At 50.1% G+C, this 18,020-nt stretch carries 17 protein-coding genes, 1 pseudogene and 1 other annotated feature; of the genes and pseudogenes, 9 read left to right on the top strand and 9 right to left on the bottom strand.

Features of this window, described 5'->3' with window-relative positions; genetic code table 11:
• The first annotated feature begins 5 nt into the window (after nt 1–5).
• From BUB06_RS01075 to BUB06_RS01055, 5 genes and pseudogenes are all read left to right on the top strand, one after another.
• Nucleotides 6–1,298, top strand: a complete 1,293-nt coding sequence (locus BUB06_RS01075; RefSeq protein ID WP_010299972.1) for an ABC transporter substrate-binding protein — start codon at nt 6–8, stop codon at nt 1,296–1,298.
• 247 nt (nt 1,299–1,545) lie between these two features.
• The gene (locus BUB06_RS01070; protein ID WP_039472925.1) at nt 1,546–2,274 is read left to right on the top strand and encodes an oligogalacturonate-specific porin KdgM family protein; all 729 of its coding nucleotides are present in this window, start codon (nt 1,546–1,548) and stop codon (nt 2,272–2,274) included.
• 344 nt (nt 2,275–2,618) lie between these two features.
• Nucleotides 2,619–3,572, top strand: coding sequence for a pectin acetylesterase PaeX (gene paeX / locus BUB06_RS01065; protein ID WP_039472923.1), 954 nt, complete (start codon nt 2,619–2,621; stop codon nt 3,570–3,572).
• A gap of 80 nt (nt 3,573–3,652) precedes the next feature.
• A pseudogene (locus BUB06_RS01060) lies at nt 3,653–4,159 on the top strand (metal-dependent hydrolase); the annotation flags it as partial.
• 240 nt (nt 4,160–4,399) lie between these two features.
• On the top strand, nt 4,400–5,794 hold the full coding sequence (locus BUB06_RS01055) for an L-cystine transporter (protein ID WP_039472919.1): 1,395 nt from the start codon (nt 4,400–4,402) through the stop codon (nt 5,792–5,794).
• A 97-nt stretch (nt 5,795–5,891) separates the two neighbouring features.
• Here BUB06_RS01055 and osmE read toward each other — a convergent pair whose 3' ends face one another.
• The gene (gene osmE / locus BUB06_RS01050; RefSeq protein ID WP_010297828.1) at nt 5,892–6,221 is read right to left on the bottom strand and encodes an osmotically-inducible lipoprotein OsmE; all 330 of its coding nucleotides are present in this window, start codon (nt 6,219–6,221) and stop codon (nt 5,892–5,894) included.
• Between the two features lie 225 nt (nt 6,222–6,446).
• On the opposite strand from osmE, the gene nadE reads away from it, so the two are divergent.
• The 4 genes from nadE (at nt 6,447) to BUB06_RS01030 (ending at nt 10,659) form a co-directional block, all read left to right on the top strand.
• Nucleotides 6,447–7,271, top strand: coding sequence for an ammonia-dependent NAD(+) synthetase (gene nadE, locus BUB06_RS01045; RefSeq protein ID WP_010297831.1), 825 nt, complete (start codon nt 6,447–6,449; stop codon nt 7,269–7,271).
• Nucleotides 7,272–7,359: 88 nt separating this feature from the next.
• Nucleotides 7,360–8,247 carry an aromatic amino acid DMT transporter YddG gene (gene yddG / locus BUB06_RS01040; RefSeq protein WP_039472917.1) on the top strand — a complete coding sequence of 296 codons (888 nt, stop codon included), beginning with the start codon at nt 7,360–7,362 and terminating at the stop codon, nt 8,245–8,247.
• Nucleotides 8,248–8,378: 131 nt separating this feature from the next.
• Nucleotides 8,379–10,097, top strand: coding sequence for an ABC transporter ATP-binding protein (locus tag BUB06_RS01035; protein WP_039472915.1), 1,719 nt, complete (start codon nt 8,379–8,381; stop codon nt 10,095–10,097).
• Nucleotides 10,098–10,233: 136 nt separating this feature from the next.
• Nucleotides 10,234–10,659 (top strand): nitrous oxide-stimulated promoter family protein, encoded by a 426-nt coding sequence (locus BUB06_RS01030; protein ID WP_072013011.1) that lies wholly within the window; start codon nt 10,234–10,236, stop codon nt 10,657–10,659.
• Nucleotides 10,660–10,720: 61 nt separating this feature from the next.
• On the opposite strand, the gene ihfA is transcribed toward BUB06_RS01030, so the two are convergent.
• From ihfA to thrS, 8 genes are all read right to left on the bottom strand, one after another.
• Nucleotides 10,721–11,017 (bottom strand): integration host factor subunit alpha, encoded by a 297-nt coding sequence (gene ihfA, locus BUB06_RS01025; RefSeq protein ID WP_009112984.1) that lies wholly within the window; start codon nt 11,015–11,017, stop codon nt 10,721–10,723.
• 4 nt (nt 11,018–11,021) lie between these two features.
• Entirely contained in the window at nt 11,022–13,409 is a 2,388-nt protein-coding gene (gene pheT / locus BUB06_RS01020; RefSeq protein WP_039472912.1) for a phenylalanine--tRNA ligase subunit beta, read from the bottom strand.
• 14 nt (nt 13,410–13,423) lie between these two features.
• The gene (gene pheS / locus BUB06_RS01015; protein WP_010275686.1) at nt 13,424–14,407 is read right to left on the bottom strand and encodes a phenylalanine--tRNA ligase subunit alpha; all 984 of its coding nucleotides are present in this window, start codon (nt 14,405–14,407) and stop codon (nt 13,424–13,426) included.
• A 108-nt stretch (nt 14,408–14,515) separates the two neighbouring features.
• Nucleotides 14,516–14,640 (bottom strand) — a sequence feature (Phe leader region).
• Nucleotides 14,591–14,635 carry a pheST operon leader peptide PheM gene (gene pheM, locus BUB06_RS21840; RefSeq protein ID WP_106120997.1) on the bottom strand — a complete coding sequence of 15 codons (45 nt, stop codon included), beginning with the start codon at nt 14,633–14,635 and terminating at the stop codon, nt 14,591–14,593. (Overlaps the previous feature by 45 nt.)
• A gap of 85 nt (nt 14,641–14,725) precedes the next feature.
• Nucleotides 14,726–15,082 carry a 50S ribosomal protein L20 gene (gene rplT, locus BUB06_RS01010; protein ID WP_005968887.1) on the bottom strand — a complete coding sequence of 119 codons (357 nt, stop codon included), beginning with the start codon at nt 15,080–15,082 and terminating at the stop codon, nt 14,726–14,728.
• 43 nt (nt 15,083–15,125) lie between these two features.
• Entirely contained in the window at nt 15,126–15,323 is a 198-nt protein-coding gene (gene rpmI, locus BUB06_RS01005; protein WP_010275699.1) for a 50S ribosomal protein L35, read from the bottom strand.
• 95 nt (nt 15,324–15,418) lie between these two features.
• Nucleotides 15,419–15,961 (bottom strand): translation initiation factor IF-3, encoded by a 543-nt coding sequence (gene infC / locus BUB06_RS01000; RefSeq protein WP_071822580.1) that lies wholly within the window; start codon nt 15,959–15,961, stop codon nt 15,419–15,421.
• Nucleotides 15,962–15,963: 2 nt separating this feature from the next.
• Complete coding sequence (thrS, locus tag BUB06_RS00995) at nt 15,964–17,892, bottom strand: threonine--tRNA ligase (protein WP_010297851.1); 1,929 nt, start codon at nt 17,890–17,892, stop codon at nt 15,964–15,966.
• Nucleotides 17,893–18,020 lie beyond the last annotated feature (128 nt).

Below are 18,020 nucleotides of genomic sequence, written 5' to 3'. Positions count from 1 at the left end.
AACCGATGAAAAAAGCGATCCTACACACGTTAATAGCTTCATCTCTGGCGTCATTAGTGGCAATGCCTTCTTTCGCCGCTGATAATGTTGAATTGAGAATGTCCTGGTGGGGCGGCAACAGCCGTCACCAACAGACGCTCAAAGCCATTGAAGAGTTCCACAAACAGCATCCGAACATCACGGTGAAAGCGGAATACACCGGATGGGATGGTCACCTGTCTCGTCTGACTACACAGATTGCCGGTAACACCGAGCCAGATGTGATGCAGACTAACTGGAACTGGCTGCCGATTTTCTCTAAAAACGGTACGGGTTTTTATGACCTGAACAAAGTGAAAGATACCCTGGATCTGACACAGTTCGATCCGAAAGAGCTGCAAAGCACCACGGTCGAAGGGAAACTGAACGGTATTCCAATTTCCGTTACTGCTCGCGTGTTCTACTTCAACACCGAAAGCTGGCAAAAAGCGGGACTGGAATATCCGAAAACGTGGGACGAGCTGCTGAACGCCGGTAAAGTGTTCAAAGAAAAACTGGGCGACCAATACTACCCTATCGTGTTGGAACACCAGGATTCTCTGGCACTGCTGAACTCTTACATGGTTCAGAAATACAACATTCCAGCTATTGATGTAAAAGGTCAGAAATTCGCCTACACCGATGCGCAATGGGTTGAATTCTTTGGCATGTATAAGAAATTGATCGACAGCCATGTCATGCCTGATGCGAAATACTATGCCTCTTTCGGTAAGAGCAACATGTATGAGATGAAGCCATGGATCAACGGTGAGTGGTCTGGTACTTACATGTGGAACTCCACCATTACCAAGTACTCTGACAACCTGCAACCACCAGCAAAACTGGCATTGGGTAACTACCCAATGCTGCCTGGTGCGAAAGATGCCGGCTTGTTCTTCAAACCTGCACAGATGCTGTCTATCGGTAAGTCAACCAAGCATCCTAAAGAATCTGCTCAGTTGATCAACTTCCTGCTGAACAGTAAAGAAGGTGCTCAGGCTCTGGGTCTGGAACGTGGTGTGCCGTTGAGTAAAGCCGCTGTGGCTCAGCTGACTGCGGATGGCGTCATCAAAGATGATGCACCAGCCGTTGCCGGGTTGAAACTGGCGCTGGCTCTGCCACATGACGTTGCCGTTTCCCCTTATTTCGACGACCCGCAAATCGTTTCTCTGTTTGGTGATACCATCCAGTCTATCGATTACGGTCAGAAATCTGTGGAAGACGCAGCGAAATACTTCCAGCGTCAATCAGAACGTATTCTGAAACGTGCAATGAAGTAATGTCGTACCTCATTTAGACTGTAATTCATCCCTGCCGCACTGACGGCAGGGATTTTTCATTTAAATTAAAACAACCGCTATATTCAATTCGATCTCCCTCACAATTTGAAACCCCATTTTACTTTTTGTTACCCAAGCCGATCTCGATCACAGAACGTAGTTTAATAATAAATAAAATAGAACTTGTCCCAAAAAGCATAATGCGTGTTTTTTATTAGAGATATCCTAACCAATAGGGAATATAACAATGAAATTTAAATTACTAGCTCTGGCTGTTACGTCATTAATTAGTGTGAATGCAATGGCTGTAACGATCGATTATCGTCATGAAATGCAAGACACTGTCAAAAACGACCATAAAGATCGTCTTTCAATGTCTCACCGTTTCGCCAATGGTTTCGGTTTATCTGCTGAAGCTAAATGGAAGCAGTCTGGTTCAGATAACACACCAAATAAACCATTTAATGAAACCGTCAGCAACGGTACTGAAGTGGTTGCCAGCTATGTGTACAACTTCAACAAAACCTTTTCTCTGGAGCCAGGTTTCTCTTTAGATTCAAGCTCTGACTCCAACAACTACCGCCCTTATCTGCGCGGTAAAGTGAATATTACTGACGATCTGTCAACCTCTCTCCGCTACCGTCCTTACTATTTAAGAAAAAGCGGAAATACGAATAAAACAGGTGCCAGCAACTATACTCAAGAAACTGGTTACAACCTGACTGCAGTTGTTAGCTATAAATTCCTGAAAGATTACCAGATTGATTACGAGCTGGACTACAAAAAAGCTAACAAAGCAGGACCGAGTGGTTTTCAAGCAGACAAAGAAAACTGGAAAATCGAACATGATGTCAAACTGGCTTATAAGTTAGATAAAAACTGGAAACCTTATATGGCTGTCGGTAACGTTGTCGGTGATAAAAACACCGACGAGCGTCAAACTCGTTACCGTGTTGGTGTGCAATACAGCTTCTAATAACAGCTTTATTATTTAAATAAGCGTTATTAGTTGGCAAAAGGGATGTTATTGTTAATTGATTCACTCAGATTTATCATTAGCATCCCTTTATTATGATGTCCGTCGTAGGTTAGCAGGTTAGTTTCGTTGTTACATGTGGTGTCGTTAAATGCGATTTAGCTACATGCGTTTTAGCTGTTGGAATTGCTGTGTCTGATTTACCCTCTTCGTGTATGAATGTTATTTCTTTATTAAAGTTTGCGGTTCAGGGTAGTCATTTTTTCTCCGATGTGATGGCTACCCTATTTTTTTACCATCGCCCAACGATTTCCCCCCTTCTTCCCTTTGTCAGGTGATCTATCATGATTGTTCGTTCTCTGCTTGTCGGGGCCATTATGATGTCTGTAAATGGATTAAGTTACGCCCAACCTGTTTTTCCTGTCTGGCCACATGGCGAAGCGCCAGGTGCCTCTTCTTCAACGGCGCAGCCGCAAGTGGTCGAGCGTAGCAAGGATCCCTCTCTTCCCGATCGGGCTGCAACTGGGATTCGCAGTCCCGAAATTACCGTTTATCCGGCAGAGAAGCCCAATGGCATGGCTTTGCTCATTACGCCTGGCGGTTCTTACCAGCGCGTCGTGTTGGATAAAGAAGGCAGCGATCTGGCACCGTTCTTTAATCAACATGGCTATACCCTTTTCGTGATGACTTATCGCATGCCCGGTGAAGGTCATAAAGAAGGTGCTGACGCCCCGTTAGCCGATGCCCAGCGAGCCATCAGAACCCTGAGAGCCAACGCCGATAAGTGGCACATTAATCCACAGCGCATCGGCATTATGGGATTCTCCGCCGGTGGTCATGTTGCTGCCAGCCTTGGAACCCGATTCGCCCAGTCCGTTTACCCCGCGACGGATGCCATTGATAACGTAAGCGCACGCCCTGATTTCATGGTGCTGATGTACCCCGTTATTTCGATGCAGGCGGACATTGCACACGCAGGTTCGCGCAAACAGTTAATCGGTGAGCAACCGACGGAGGCGCAGGTGCTGCGTTATTCTCCAGAGAAGCAGGTTACCGCTCAGACGCCGCCCACATTTCTGGTGCATGCCGTTGACGACCCGTCAGTGTCGGTTGATAACAGTCTGGTGATGTTCAGCGCGCTGCGGGAAAAACAGATTCCCGTCGAAATGCATCTGTTTGAGAAAGGGAAACACGGTTTCGGCCTGCGCGGTACCAAAGGACTTCCTACGGCAGCCTGGCCTCAGTTGCTGGACAACTGGCTGCGTGTTTTACCGGTAAGTAACGAACAGCCGAAATAAATCGTTACGCCGTCACCGCTTCCGCAGGCAGGGATAATCTCTTATACTGTATAAAATAACAGTTTTATTTGAGAAGTTTCATGACTGCGGAAGGACACCTGCTGTTTTCTGTTGCCTGCGCGATTCTGGCTAAAAAAGTTGAGCTATCGCCAGCGCTGGCTACCGGAGACTGGTGGCACATTATTCCCGGTGCACTCCTTACCGCGCTGCTGCCCGATATCGATCACCCTAAATCCGTCCTCGGGCAGCGCCTGAAGTGGCTGTCTTCGCCAATTGCCCGCCTCTTTGGCCATCGCGGGTTTACGCACAGCCTTCTTGCCATCGCCGCCGGTATTTTCTTTATTCAGACGCGTCTGCCGCCAGACTGGCCGATTCCAGCCGATGCCTACCATGCCATGATCGTCGGTTATCTGAGCCACATTCTCGCAGATATGCTGACGCCCTCTGGCGTCCCTCTGCTCTGGCCCTGTCGCTGGCGTTTCCGCTTGCCGATTTTAAACAGCCAAAAGGGCAATCAATTAGAACGCTTTCTATGTCTTGCCTGTATCGGCTTTTCGCTGTATCAGCCACAAAAGAATCTGGATTGCTGCACCTATGAGCAGTCATTTCGCTTTTTACAGTCAGCGCAAACCTACCTCTTTCAATACGTGAAGTAACAGCGTTACCTACCGTCAGACATATCCCTGTAACATGATGGCAAAAGACCTGCTATCCTGTGCGCGTTTGTTATTTTTCATCGCAAAAAATCACGCTACCTCCGCCGATCTCCATTATCGCGCGAGATCGTGGGCAGCGTGACGCGACTCACTGATAGGGAGCAAAGCCGGATGAATTTTCCGCTACTCATAAATATTCTGCTATTTGTCGTATTACTGCTCGGATTAGGTTACGCCAGCCGTAACCCATCCTGGAGTCTGGCCAAGAAAGTGTTGCTGGGTTTGGTTGTCGGGGTGCTATTTGGTCTGGCACTGCATCTGATTTATGGTGGCGACAATCCGGTTGTTAAGCAGTCCATTTCCTGGTTTAACATCGTCGGTAATGGCTATGTGCAGCTGTTGCAGATGATCGTCATGCCGCTGGTCTTTATCTCCATCCTCAATTCCGTTGCCAAATTGCATAACGCCTCGTCATTAGGGAAAATCAGCGTATTGACGCTGTCCACTCTACTGATCACCACGCTGATTTCTGCGTTGGTCGGCGTATTTGTGACTAACCTGTTTGGCCTGACGGCTACCGGGCTGGTGCAAGGTGCGCAGGAAACCGCGCGATTAACGGCAATCGAAAGCAACTATGCGGGTAAAGTCGCTGACCTTAATGTGCCTCAGCTTATCCTGTCATTCATTCCTAAAAATCCGTTTGCCGAGCTGACTGGCGCGAACCCGACGTCTATCATCAGCGTCGTCGTCTTTGCAGCCTTCCTTGGCGTCGCGGCGCTACAGCTGTTGAAAGATGACGCCGTCAAAGGCGAACGCGTTTTAACCGCCATTGACACGCTGCAATCCTGGGTGATGAAGCTTGTTCGTCTGGTGATGAGGTTGACCCCGTACGGCGTCATGGCGCTGATGACCAAGATGGTCGCCAGTTCTAACCTGCAAGACATCCTCAAGTTAGGCAGCTTCGTTGTCGCCTCCTATCTGGGGCTGGCGATTATGTTCGGCGTTCATGCACTGATTCTGTCTTTCACAGGCATTAATCCGGCACGTTTTTATCGCAAAATCTGGCCGGTACTGACGTTCGCATTTACCAGCCGTTCCAGCGCAGCGACCATTCCACTCAGCATTGAGGCGCAAACGCGCCGCATTGGCGTACCACAATCTATCGCCAGCTTTGCGGCGTCTTTCGGCACGACAATCGGTCAGAACGGCTGTGCCGGGCTTTATCCAGCGATGCTGGCCGTGATGGTCGCACCAACGGTTGGCATCAACCCGCTGGATCCAGTCTGGATCGCAACGCTGGTCGGTATCGTCACCATCAGTTCTGCTGGCGTAGCCGGTGTGGGCGGAGGTGCCACCTTTGCCGCATTAATCGTTCTGCCCGCAATGGGGCTGCCAGTGACGCTTGTCGCGCTGCTCATCTCCATTGAGCCGCTTATCGATATGGGCCGTACCGCGCTTAACGTCAGCGGATCCATGACGGCAGGTACCGTCACCAGCCAGTTGATGAAGCAGACGGACAAAACGGTTTTCAACGCTCAGGATGACGCTGAGTTGACGCACCGCTAAGTCACGCTTGCTGCACAAAAGAAAACGCCGACGGCTGATGCTGTCGGCGTTTTCTTTATGACGCGAATCTAACAACGATATCGTGCCATCGGGCTAGCTAGCGCTGCGGGTTAGTATCGTAAGCCTGGCAGCTCTGGAAGCCTTTATTGAGAACATGACCAGTCTCGCCGTAACTCACAAAATAGTTCTGCGCAGTACCATCACGGTTCTTCAGCAGATAATCGCTACAGGTGCCTTTGGCATTCACCAGTCTTTTTTCCACTCCGCTACCTGCAAGTTGATGAACCTGCTGCTTCGTCATTCCCACTTTCACATCTTTCACCACAGGCTCATTCACATAGCTTTCTGCCTTGTTATAAGCCGAACATCCCGCCAGCATGACAGCACCAGCTGCCGCAATACATACCAGTAATCTGTTATTCTTCATCTCATCACCTCATTATTAATGGGTCACCCTAAGGCTAGTCGGCGGCGACCACTTTTTCAAATCATAACGCAGGGATGTAACATATTCGCCGATAGTCAAAAACGGGTTATCTATAGGGAAAATGACTACCTGACAGCTTGTTCTTTTTCTTCACGCCAATTCGTTTTACACTCAGGTAATCGTAATAAATCTTTTGCAGTATCAATAAGTTCAGGAGGGGATGACATGTCATTACAAAACGACATTATCACTGCGTTGGGAGTGAAAAGCAGCATCGAACCAGCACAGGAAATCCGTGTTAGCGTTGATTTTTTAAAGAATTATCTGAACGCTCACCCGTTCGTTACGTCGTTAGTTTTGGGTATCAGCGGAGGTCAGGATTCGACGTTGACCGGCAAACTGTGCCAGACGGCTATCACGGAATTACGCAATGAAACCGGAAATTCTCGCTATCAGTTCATCGCCGTGCGCCTGCCTTACGGCGTGCAGGCGGATGAAGCCGATTGTCAGGACGCCATCGCTTTTATCCAACCAGACCGCGTATTAACCGTCAACATCAAGCCTGCTATCGAGGCCAGTGAAGCCACCTTACGTGCCATTGGCGTAGAGCTTTCCGATTTTGTTAAAGGCAACGAGAAAGCCAGAGAACGTATGAAAGCGCAGTACAGCATCGCAGGCATGAATGCCGGGCTTGTCGTCGGCACCGATCATGCGGCAGAGGCGGTAACGGGCTTTTTCACCAAATACGGTGATGGCGGTACCGATATCAACCCGATTTTCCGACTGAACAAGCGACAGGGCAAAGCGCTGCTACGCGAACTGGGCTGCCCTTCTCATCTTTATACCAAAGCCCCCACCGCCGATCTGGAAGAAGACCGTCCGTCCCTCCCGGATGAAGTCGCATTGGGCGTCACCTATGAAAAGATCGACGACTATCTGGAAGGTAAGCAGATCGAGGCCAACGATGCGGCCATTATCGAAAACTGGTATCGCAAAACTGAACACAAGCGTCGTCCGCCAATTACCGTTTTTGATGATTTCTGGCGATAAATCATCGTGATGAGCAAACCGGACGCAGATAACGGCGTCTGGTTTGTTTTTGGTTTCTTCTGCACAGACTTCATAACCGGGTATGAATATGACGCCACAGCGCGCCACGCTCACGGGCTTACTGGCGATCGTTTTATGGAGCACATCCGTCGGACTTATTCGTAGTCTGACAGAAGCGCTCGGCCCCATCGGCGGCGCCGCGATGATTTATTCCACCAGCACGCTATGTCTCTTGGCCTTTTATGGTCTTCCCCGCATTAAAACGCTGCCCAGAATCTATTTATTCGCAGGCGGTGCGATGTTTGTCTGCTACGAGATATTCCTGTCGCTGTCCATCGGGCTGGCAGATAGCCGCATGCAGGCGATAGAAATAGGGATGATTAACTATTTGTGGCCCAGTTTGACCATTCTTTTTTCTCTTTTTATCAATCAGCAGAAAAGCCGTTTCCTGCTCTGGCCCGGTCTCGCGCTCGCGCTGGGCGGCATCGTGTGGATTATGAAAGGAGAAAGCGACTGGACACCAGAACTGCTGTGGAACAACGTTCTTGCTAACCCACTGGCCTACAGCCTGGCATTTTCTGCGGCCTTAACCTGGGCGCTCTACTGCAATATCACTAAGCGTTATGGGCAGGGAAAAAGCGGCGTCTCGCTGTTCTTTCTCATCACCGCCCTCATACTCTGGACGCAGTATTCCTTCAGTGGCGAAAGTGCGATTTCATTAACCTTGCCGAGTTCGCTGCAACTGATCTTTATGGGCGCATCAACCGCCTTGGCCTATTCCGCCTGGAATGCTGGTATTCAGCATGGCAATCTGACTTTACTGGCAACCGCCTCTTATTTCACGCCCGTGCTTTCCACACTATTGGCTGCGCTCTGGCTCAATATCACGCCCGCCATTTCATTCTGGCAAGGCGTCGCAATGGTCACGGCAGGTTCACTGCTCTGCTGGTATGCGACGCGTACGCCGACAAGTTGATCCCCAACCGTTCCCACGGTTTTCGTCTGGATTTCCTGACCAACAAAGCCCCTAATCTGCTCGCGGTCACATTCTTCACGCTAACCTGTTATAGTCATCCCCACATTTCGTTACCTAAAAAATAGTCACACATGTTAAGGCGTTTCTTTTCCTACTATTCCCCTTACAAAGGGTTGTTCGTCCTCGATTTCGGCTGTGCCATTATCGCTGGCCTGCTTGAATTAGGGTTTCCAATGGCGATTAAAGCGTTCATTGATAAACTATTACCCGCTCAGGACTGGTCGCTGATCCTGTTAGCGTCGGTGGCGCTATTGGCGGTATATCTTCTGAATACCGCGCTGATGGCCATCGTCAACTATTGGGGACATGCGCTAGGCGTAGGTATTGAAACCGATATGCGGCGGCAGGCATTTGAGCATCTGCAAAATTTGCCGTTCCGTTACTACGACAATATGAAGACCGGCCATATCATCACCCACGTCACCAAAGATCTGGAAGAAGTCGGGGAAATTGCCCATCACGGCCCGGAAGACCTCTTCCTCGCAATCATGACGTTTATTGGTGCGTTCATCCTGATGGCGACGGTTCACCTGAATCTGGCGCTGCTGACGATTATTATCGTGCCGTTCATGACGTATCTCGTCAGCCGTTACGGCGCGCGTATGACGGAGACCTGGCGCCAGCTTTTCGGTCAGGTGGGCAACTTCAACGCCCGAATTGAAGAGAGCGTGGGTGGTATTCGTGTCGTTAAAGCCTTTGCCAATGAAGACCATGAGAAGAAGCTGTTCTCTCACGACAACGAAAACTACCGTCGTACCAAGTTGCAGGCCTATCGCATCATGACCGCCAGCATGACACTCAGTTACCTCAGCACACGCCTGATACAGCTTATCGTGATGCTGGCCGGTATTTGGTATGTCATTCAGGGCGAACTCAGCTACGGCGGTTTTATCGGCTTCCTGTTGCTGATTGAAGTGTTCTTTCGTCCGGTCGCCAAAATTACCTCGGTGCTGGAGAGCTATCCCAAAGGGATTGCGGGATTCAAACGCTTTACTCAACTGATCGACACCGTTCCTGAGATTGCCGACGCGCCCGATGCGCATGATGCCGGGCCGCTGAAAGGCGATATCCGCTTTAATCAGGTGAGCTTTGGTTATTCTGCCGATCGTCCGATTCTGCGCAATATCGACCTATCGATTCGCGCAGGGGAAACCGTGGCGTTTGTTGGCCCATCCGGTGCGGGCAAAACCACGCTCTGTTCCCTGCTTCCCCGCTTCTACGATTTAACCAGCGGAGCCATCACTATTGACGGCATGGATATCCGCCAGATGACACAGGCGTCGCTACGCAGCCAAATCGGCATCGTACAGCAGGATGTCTTCCTGTTCGGCGGCACCATTCGGGAAAACATCGCCTACGGCAAGCTTGATGCCAGCGATGAAGAAATCTTGGAAGCCGCACGCCGTGCACGGTTAGATGAGCTGATCGAAAATCTGCCTGACGGGCTGGATACTGTGGTCGGCGAGCGCGGCGTTAAGCTCTCAGGCGGGCAAAAGCAGCGTTTATCTATCGCGCGAATTTTCCTGAAAAACCCGCCGATCTTGATTCTGGACGAAGCGACATCTGCGTTGGATACCGCGACAGAGCAGGCGATACAGCAATCGCTCAGCGAGCTTTCCGCAGGACGTACCACGTTGGTCATCGCCCACAGGCTGGCAACCATACAGAATGCTGGACGCATTGTGGTGGTGGATAACGGCAGCATCATTGAGCAAGGCAGCCATCAGGTACTGTTGGATCAAAGTGGCATCTATGCCAGATTACATCAGGCGCAGTTCGGTCAGGCCTGATTGCTATCTCCCTCGGCGAGGGTTCTCCTCGCCTTTTTCTCTCCGCTTTACCACATAGATGTGACTTCAGAGGTTTCCCTTGTAATAAATTGCATTTAAAATACATCTATTATGATTTCATCAGGACATGACGCACATGGCGAGAAACCCCCTGGGAAAATACCGACAGCGGGAGATTCGTACCGTCGGATTGATGATCGAGCTGTATGAAAAGCATCATCCTGAAACCGACGATAACGCGCAGTATAAAGACTTATTCAATTACGCCATCAAACGTCTGGAACGCTGCCAGTTCGGTGAAGATAAACCCGCGTGTAAGCATTGCCCCATTCACTGCTATCAACCCGCCAGACGTGAGGCGATAAAATCGATTATGCGCTGGTCGGGGCCACGGATGTTGTTACGCCACCCGATTCTGGCAATACGCCATTTAATTGACGATCATCGGCCAGTACCTGATTATCCGAAAAAAGAGACCGCGCCAAAAACGCCAAATGGACGAGCAACCCGTTTAGCCTCGCAGCATACGGCACCAGCGGATACCGACGCGACGTTGAAATAGATAATGTGAAGACGAATAAGATAGGAAAAGGCCGCTTGCGCGGCCTTTTTGGGTGACTCTGTTACTCTTTGGGAGAGGCGTTCTCTACCCTGCTTTTTAGCTTTTGCCCCGGACGGAACGTGACCACACGGCGCGCCGTAATCGGAATATCTTCGCCAGTTTTTGGGTTACGTCCCGGACGTTGGTTCTTGTCTCGCAAATCAAAATTGCCAAAACCTGACAACTTGACCTGCTCGCCATTTTCCAAAGCGCGACGAACTTCTTCAAAAAACAGCTCGACTAGCTCTTTGGCATCCCGTTTGCTCAGCCCGAGCTTCTCAAACAGGTATTCTGACATTTCAGCTTTAGTAAGCGCCATAGGTTCAATCCCTCAAGGATGCTTGGAATCGCTGTTTTAATGCTGCTACGCATTCTGCAACGGTAGCGGCAATTTCCTCTTCTGCCAGTGTACGCGTGGTATCTTGCAGGGTCAGACTGATAGCCAGACTCTTATAACCTTCCGCTACGCCCTTCCCTCGGTACACGTCGAATAAGTTTACGCCAACTAACTGATTTGCGCCAACTTTCTTACACTCGGCCAAAATATCGCCCGCAGGGACATTTTCAGCGACCACAACGGCGATATCGCGACGGTTCGCCGGGAAGCGGGAAATCTCGTTCGCCTCAGGCAATACGCGGTCTGCGACCTTATCCCACAACAATTCGAACACCACGGTGCGCCCGTTAAGATCCAACTTGCGCTCCAGTTCTGGGTGAATAACGCCAATAAATCCAATGCGTTCTCCGCACAGATAAATAGCAGCACTTTGTCCTGGATGCAATGCCGGATTATTTTCGGCCTTGAACTCAACTTCAGACAACTTGCCCGTCAATGCCAGTACCGCTTCCAAATCACCTTTTAAATCATAGAAGTCAACGGCCTGACGCACCAGATCCCAATGCTCTTCATAACGCGTGCCAGTAATCACACCCGCCAGCATCAGATCCTGACGAATACCCAGGTCAGCACTGGTGTCCGGTACAAAACGCAGACCGCTTTCAAACAGGCGCAGGCGGCTTTGTTGACGGTTTTGGTTATACACCGCAGCGCTCAGCAAGCCACTCCACAGCGATAAACGCATCACTGACATCTCTGCGGAAATCGGGCTCGGCAGGCTCAGAGACGCTTCATTAGGGTGGATGAGTCCCTGAATTTTCGGGTCAACAAAACTGTAAGTAATTGCTTCCTGGTAGCCGTGATCGACTAATAATGTCTTCACGCGCTTCAATGACAGTGACGCTTCGCGATGCGAGGTCATAATCAACGGAGCTTGAGTCGGAATATTCGGAATGTTGTTGTAGCCGTAAATACGCGCGACTTCTTCAACCAGATCTTCTTCAATTTCCATGTCGAAGCGCCAGCTTGGTGCCGTCGCCTGCCAACCTGCATCGGTTTTCGCGACGTTACAGCCCAGACGTTGCAGAATATCGCTCACCTGCTCATCGGCAATCACATGGCCAATCAGACGATCCAGCTTCTCACGGCGCAGCGTAATCGTTGCGCGCGTCGGCAAATCTGCTTCGCTGGTCACATCAACGACTGGCCCCGCTTCACCACCACAGATATCGATCAGCAGACGAGTCGCACGTTCAATAGCTTTGTGTTGTAACGCCGGATCGACACCACGCTCGTAGCGGTGAGACGCATCGGTGTGCAAACCGTGACGACGTGCGCGTCCAGTAATCGACAGAGGATTGAAGTAAGCGCATTCCAGTAGAACGTTTTGTGTCTCTTCATTGACGCCAGAATGCTCGCCACCAAAGATACCGCCCATCGCCAACGCACTCTGTTGGTCAGCGATAACCAGCGTATCTGCGTTCAGCTTCGCTTCGTTACCATCCAGCAGCGTCAGGGTTTCGCCCTCTTTCGCCATACGCACGATAATGCCGCCATTGAGACGGTCAAGATCGAACGCGTGCATCGGCTGGCCGAGCTCCAGCAGAACGTAGTTAGTCACGTCCACCACCGGATCGATAGAACGAATACCACAGCGGCGCAGTTTTTCACGCATCCACAGCGGCGTTGCCGCCTTAACATTGATGCCTTTCACCACACGGCCTAAGTAACGTGGGCATGCCTGCGGCGCATCGACCTGAATCGGGAAAGTATCCTGAATCGTTGCGGTAACGGGCTCAATAGTCGGTTCATTCAACGTCAGTTGATTCAACACGGCGACATCACGCGCCACACCGATAATGCCTAGGCAATCAGCACGGTTTGGCGTCACGCTGATTTCAATCGCGTTGTCATCCAGCTTAAGGTACTCACGAATATCCGTGCCAATCGGCGCATCGACTGGCAGCTCGATGATGCCATCGTGATCGTCGGAAATGCCCAACTCGGAAAATGAGCACAGCATGCCTTCAGACGGCTCGCCACGCAGTTTGGCGGCTTTAATTTTGAAATCGCCCGGCAGCACAGCACCGACCGTCGCCACGGCCACTTTCAGACCCTGGCGGCAGTTCGGCGCGCCACAGACGATATCCAGCAGGCGCTCACCGCCTACATTGACTTTCGTCACACGCAGTTTGTCTGCGTTCGGGTGTTGCCCACATTCGACGACTTCACCGACAACCACACCGTGGAATGCGCCAGCAACAGGCTCAACGCCATCCACTTCCAACCCTGCCATCGTGATCTGTTCAGATAGCGTTTCACTGTCAACTGCCGGGTTTACCCACTCGCGTAACCAGAGTTCACTGAATTTCATGATGTATACCCGCCTTACTTAAACTGTTTGAGGAAACGCAGATCGTTTTCGAAGAATGCACGTAGATCGGTCACGCCATAGCGCAGCATCGTCAGACGCTCCATGCCCATACCGAACGCGAAGCCGGAATACACTTCTGGGTCGATACCAACATTACGCAGGACATTCGGGTGCACCATGCCGCAGCCCAGGACTTCCAGCCATTTACCGTTTTTACCCATCACATCCACTTCAGCAGACGGTTCGGTAAACGGGAAATAAGACGGACGGAAGCGAACCTGCAAATCTTCCTCAAAGAAATTACGCAGGAAATCATGCAACGTGCCTTTCAGGTTGGTGAAGCTGATGTCTTTATCGACGATCAACCCTTCCATCTGATGGAACATCGGCGTGTGGGTCTGATCGTAATCGTTACGATAAACACGGCCCGGCGCGATGATACGGATAGGCGGTTGCTGCTTTTCCATGGTACGAATCTGAACGCCTGAAGTCTGTGTACGCAGCAGACGTGTAGCATCAAACCAGAACGTGTCGTGGTCAGCCCGCGCAGGGTGATGCCCTGGAATATTCAGCGCATCAAAGTTGTGATAGTCGTCCTCGATTTCTGGCCCGGTTACGACTGAAAAACCCAGCTCGCCGAAAAAGGTTTCGATGCGATCTATGGTACGGGTCACCGGATGCAAGCCACCATTTTCAATGGTGCGGCCCGGCAGGGAAACGTCGATGGTTTCTTGTGCCAGACGCGCATTTAACTCAGCGGATTCCAGCATGTGCTTACGGGCATTCAGCGCGTCCTGAACGTCTTGCTTAGCCTGGTTAATGACAGCACCAGCCGCAGGGCGTTCTTCAGCCGGCAACTCGCGCAGCGAGGTCATCTGAAGGGTTAAGTGACCTTTTTTGCCCAGATATTCGACACGCACATTTTCCAGTGCGGTAACATCCTGAGCCTCTTCTATAGCTGTTCTGGCTTTGGCAACCAGCTCTGCGAGATGTGGCATTGTGTTCCTCTTTTTCTGCCTATGTGGCCAACGGTCATGATTGAAGAATGTCGTTTTACTCAAAACGATAAATGTTACTAAAAACAAGAGTAAAAACCGATTATTGTAAACAAAAAAGCCTCCCTATGGGGAGGCTTAAGCGCTACTTTTCGTTTCTTTTCTTACGCGCAAAGCCCCCTGAATTCAGGCGCTAAAGTAAAAAAAGAAACGGAAAATAGCAGCGTTCATACTTGCGTTACCTTTGTCTTATAAATAATAAAAACTAAACGTGTAGAGCTCGACGAAAAGAGGGAGCCAAAGCTCCCTCTCTCAACTGACTTACGCCAGTGCTGCTTTCGCTTTTTCGACCAGCGCGCTGAACGCTAACTTATCGAATACTGCGATATCAGCCAGAATCTTACGGTCAATTTCAACAGAGGCTTTTTTCAGGCCGTTGATGAATTTGCTGTAAGACAAGCCGTTTTGACGAGCTGCCGCATTGATACGTGCAATCCACAGCTGGCGGAATTGACGTTTACGTTGACGACGGTCGCGGTAAGCGTATTGACCAGCTTTGATTACTGCCTGGAAGGCAACACGATAAACACGCGAACGGGCACCGTAGTAACCTTTCGCTTGTTTCAATATTTTCTTGTGACGTGCACGGGCAACTACACCACGTTTTACGCGAGCCATATGCTCTCTCCTAAAGTCTTATTCTGAATTAAAAAAAGGTTACTTATGCGTACGGCAGACATGCGATAACAAGACCCAGATCCCCTTTGGAGACCAGACCTTTTGGACGCAGGTGACGTTTACGCTTAGTTGACTTTTTGGTCAGAATATGACGCAGGTTAGCATGCTTACGCTTAAAACCACCGCTTGCGGTTTTTTTAAAGCGTTTAGCGGCGCCACGTACTGTTTTAATCTTTGGCATTGTTATTTCCACTTCGCATTGTTAATAAAACGAATCAGGTAAGGCGAACAAAGCCGTACAACACAAAGGTTGTACGGTCTTGCTACTTGAATGCCTTACTGTTTCTTCTTCGGTGCTAGCACCATGATCATCTGACGGCCTTCGATCTTCGATGGGAAGGATTCGACAACTGCCAGTTCACTCAGATCGTCACGAACGCGGTTAAGCACTTCGATACCAATCTGTTGGTGCGCCATTTCACGACCGCGGAAACGCAGTGTGATTTTGGCTTTGTCACCATCTTCAAGAAAGCGAATCAGGTTGCGTAGTTTGACCTGATAGTCGCCATCATCGGTACCAGGTCGGAATTTGATTTCCTTGACCTGAATAACTTTTTGTTTTTTCTTCTGTTCCTTTGTGGCCTTACTCTTCTCATAAAGGAACTTGCCGTAATCCATAATTCGGCAAACCGGCGGCTCGGCGTTCGGACTGATTTCAACTAAATCAACACCTGCTTCTTCGGCTTTTTCTAATGCTTCATTTAGACTTACGATGCCCAGCTGTTCGCCTTCGACGCCTGACAGGCGTACCTCATGTGCGCGAATCTCTCTGTTGATGCGATTAGGACGCGCCGGTTGAACTCGTTTTCCGCCTTTAATACCTATACCTCCAATTGATGAAGACTACGGCTGCGAATCTCTTGCTGCAGCTTACTGATGACTTCACTGACATCCATGCTCCCAAGGTCTTTACCACGACGAGTGCGGACAGCAACTTTTCCTGTCTCGACCTCTTTGTCGCCACAAACCAGCATGTAGGGAACCCGGCGTAAAGTGTGTTCGCGGATTTTAAAGCCTATCTTCTCATTTCTCAAGTCTGCTTTTACACGAATGCCCGCTTCTTGCAGTTTTCGGGTCAATTCGTTGACATAATCAGACTGGCTATCGGTGATATTTATAATCACCGCTTGAACCGGGGCTAACCAGGTTGGGAAGAAACCGGCGAATTCTTCGGTCAGAATACCGATGAAACGCTCCATTGATCCCAAAATAGCCCGGTGAATCATAACCGGCACCTGACGCTCGTTGCTTTCGCCAACGTAAGACGCGTTCAGACGGCCCGGTAATGAAAAGTCGAGTTGCACCGTACCACACTGCCACGCACGATCCAAACAGTCATGCAGGGTAAATTCAATTTTTGGGCCGTAGAACGCCCCTTCACCCGGCTGATAGGCGAATTCGATGTTGTTTTCAGTCAACGCAGCGGCCAAGTCGGCTTCAGCGCGATCCCACATCTCATCGCTACCAATACGTTTTTCAGGACGCGTAGACAGTTTCACCACGATTTTTTCAAAACCGAAGGTGCTGTACATGTCATACACCATCTTGATGCAGCTGTTCACTTCATCACGAACCTGCTCTTCCGTACAGAAGATGTGTGCATCGTCCTGAGTGAAGCCACGCACGCGCATTAAGCCATGCAGAGAGCCTGACGGTTCATTACGGTGACAGCTACCGAACTCAGCCATACGCAGCGGCAGATCGCGGTATGATTTCAATCCCTGATTGAAAATCTGTACATGACCTGGGCAGTTCATTGGCTTGATGCAGTATTCACGGTTTTCTGATGACGTCGTGAACATCGCTTCTTTGTAGTTTTCCCAGTGACCGGTTTTTTCCCACATCACACGGTCCATCATGAATGGACCTTTTACTTCCTGATACTGGTACGACTTCAGCTTCATGCGGACAAATGCTTCCAGCTCGCGGAAGATCGTCCAGCCGTCGTTGTGCCAGAACACCATACCCGGCGCTTCTTCCTGCATATGGTACAGGTCAAGCTGTTTGCCGATCTTGCGGTGGTCGCGCTTAGACGCTTCTTCAAGACGTTGCAGGTAAGCAGCCAGTTGCTTTTTATCCGCCCATGCGGTGCCGTAGATGCGTTGCAGCATTTTGTTTTTGCTGTCGCCACGCCAGTAAGCACCGGATGTTTTCTGCAATTTGAAATGATGGCAGAAACGCATATTCGGTACGTGCGGACCACGGCACATATCGATGTATTCTTCATGGTGATACAGACCTGGACGATCGTCACGACTGATGTTCTCATCCAGAATCGCAATTTTGTAGGTCTCACCGCGTGCAGCGAACGCATCGCGTGCTTCCTGCCAGCTGACTTTTTTCTTAATGACGTCATAGTCGGTGTCAGCAAGCTCGTGCATACGCTTTTCGAGCAGCTCAATATCTTCCTGAGTCAGGGTACGGTCGATATCAACGTCATAGTAAAAACCGTTATCGATAACTGGACCAATCGCCATTTTGGTATCTGGCCACAGTTGCTTAATCGCATGGCCCAGCAGGTGCGCACAGGAGTGGCGAATAATTTCCAGACCGGCTTCATCTTTGGCAGTGATGATGGCTAACTGCGCATCAGTATCGATCTTATCGCTAGCGTCAACCAGCTCGCCATTGACACGTCCAGCGATACAGGCTTTTGCCAGGCCGGGACCAATATCAAGTGCAACATCGAGGGGAGAAACGGCGTGGTCGTAATGACGCTGACTTCCATCAGGAAGGGTGATAACTGGCATTATAATTCCCTTATTTACAGTGGTGAGCCACACGAAAGCTCACATGCAAAAAATCGTATATCAATTGAAAATCAAAAGTGTTAACCATGCTATTTCTCTTTACTCTGTGAAATATATACACATGATGC

The sequence above is a fragment of the Pectobacterium carotovorum genome, assembly GCF_900129615.1.
Taxonomy (GTDB): Bacteria; Pseudomonadota; Gammaproteobacteria; order Enterobacterales; family Enterobacteriaceae; genus Pectobacterium; species Pectobacterium carotovorum.
This window is presented reverse-complemented; position numbering and strand designations above follow the sequence as displayed.

What these genes read in the sequence shown, in the direction of transcription:
- BUB06_RS01075 (WP_010299972.1), top strand. Translation starts at nt 6, where the DNA reads ATGAAAAAAGCGATCCTACACACGTTAATAGCTTCATCTCTGGCGTCA.
- BUB06_RS01070 (WP_039472925.1), top strand. Translation starts at nt 1,546, where the DNA reads ATGAAATTTAAATTACTAGCTCTGGCTGTTACGTCATTAATTAGTGTG.
- paeX (WP_039472923.1), top strand. Translation starts at nt 2,619, where the DNA reads ATGATTGTTCGTTCTCTGCTTGTCGGGGCCATTATGATGTCTGTAAAT.
- BUB06_RS01055 (WP_039472919.1), top strand. Translation starts at nt 4,400, where the DNA reads ATGAATTTTCCGCTACTCATAAATATTCTGCTATTTGTCGTATTACTG.
- osmE (WP_010297828.1), bottom strand. Translation starts at nt 6,221, where the DNA reads ATGAAGAATAACAGATTACTGGTATGTATTGCGGCAGCTGGTGCTGTC.
- nadE (WP_010297831.1), top strand. Translation starts at nt 6,447, where the DNA reads ATGTCATTACAAAACGACATTATCACTGCGTTGGGAGTGAAAAGCAGC.
- yddG (WP_039472917.1), top strand. Translation starts at nt 7,360, where the DNA reads ATGACGCCACAGCGCGCCACGCTCACGGGCTTACTGGCGATCGTTTTA.
- BUB06_RS01035 (WP_039472915.1), top strand. Translation starts at nt 8,379, where the DNA reads ATGTTAAGGCGTTTCTTTTCCTACTATTCCCCTTACAAAGGGTTGTTC.
- BUB06_RS01030 (WP_072013011.1), top strand. Translation starts at nt 10,234, where the DNA reads ATGGCGAGAAACCCCCTGGGAAAATACCGACAGCGGGAGATTCGTACC.
- ihfA (WP_009112984.1), bottom strand. Translation starts at nt 11,017, where the DNA reads ATGGCGCTTACTAAAGCTGAAATGTCAGAATACCTGTTTGAGAAGCTC.
- pheT (WP_039472912.1), bottom strand. Translation starts at nt 13,409, where the DNA reads ATGAAATTCAGTGAACTCTGGTTACGCGAGTGGGTAAACCCGGCAGTT.
- pheS (WP_010275686.1), bottom strand. Translation starts at nt 14,407, where the DNA reads ATGCCACATCTCGCAGAGCTGGTTGCCAAAGCCAGAACAGCTATAGAA.
- rplT (WP_005968887.1), bottom strand. Translation starts at nt 15,082, where the DNA reads ATGGCTCGCGTAAAACGTGGTGTAGTTGCCCGTGCACGTCACAAGAAA.
- rpmI (WP_010275699.1), bottom strand. Translation starts at nt 15,323, where the DNA reads ATGCCAAAGATTAAAACAGTACGTGGCGCCGCTAAACGCTTTAAAAAA.
- thrS (WP_010297851.1), bottom strand. Translation starts at nt 17,892, where the DNA reads ATGCCAGTTATCACCCTTCCTGATGGAAGTCAGCGTCATTACGACCAC.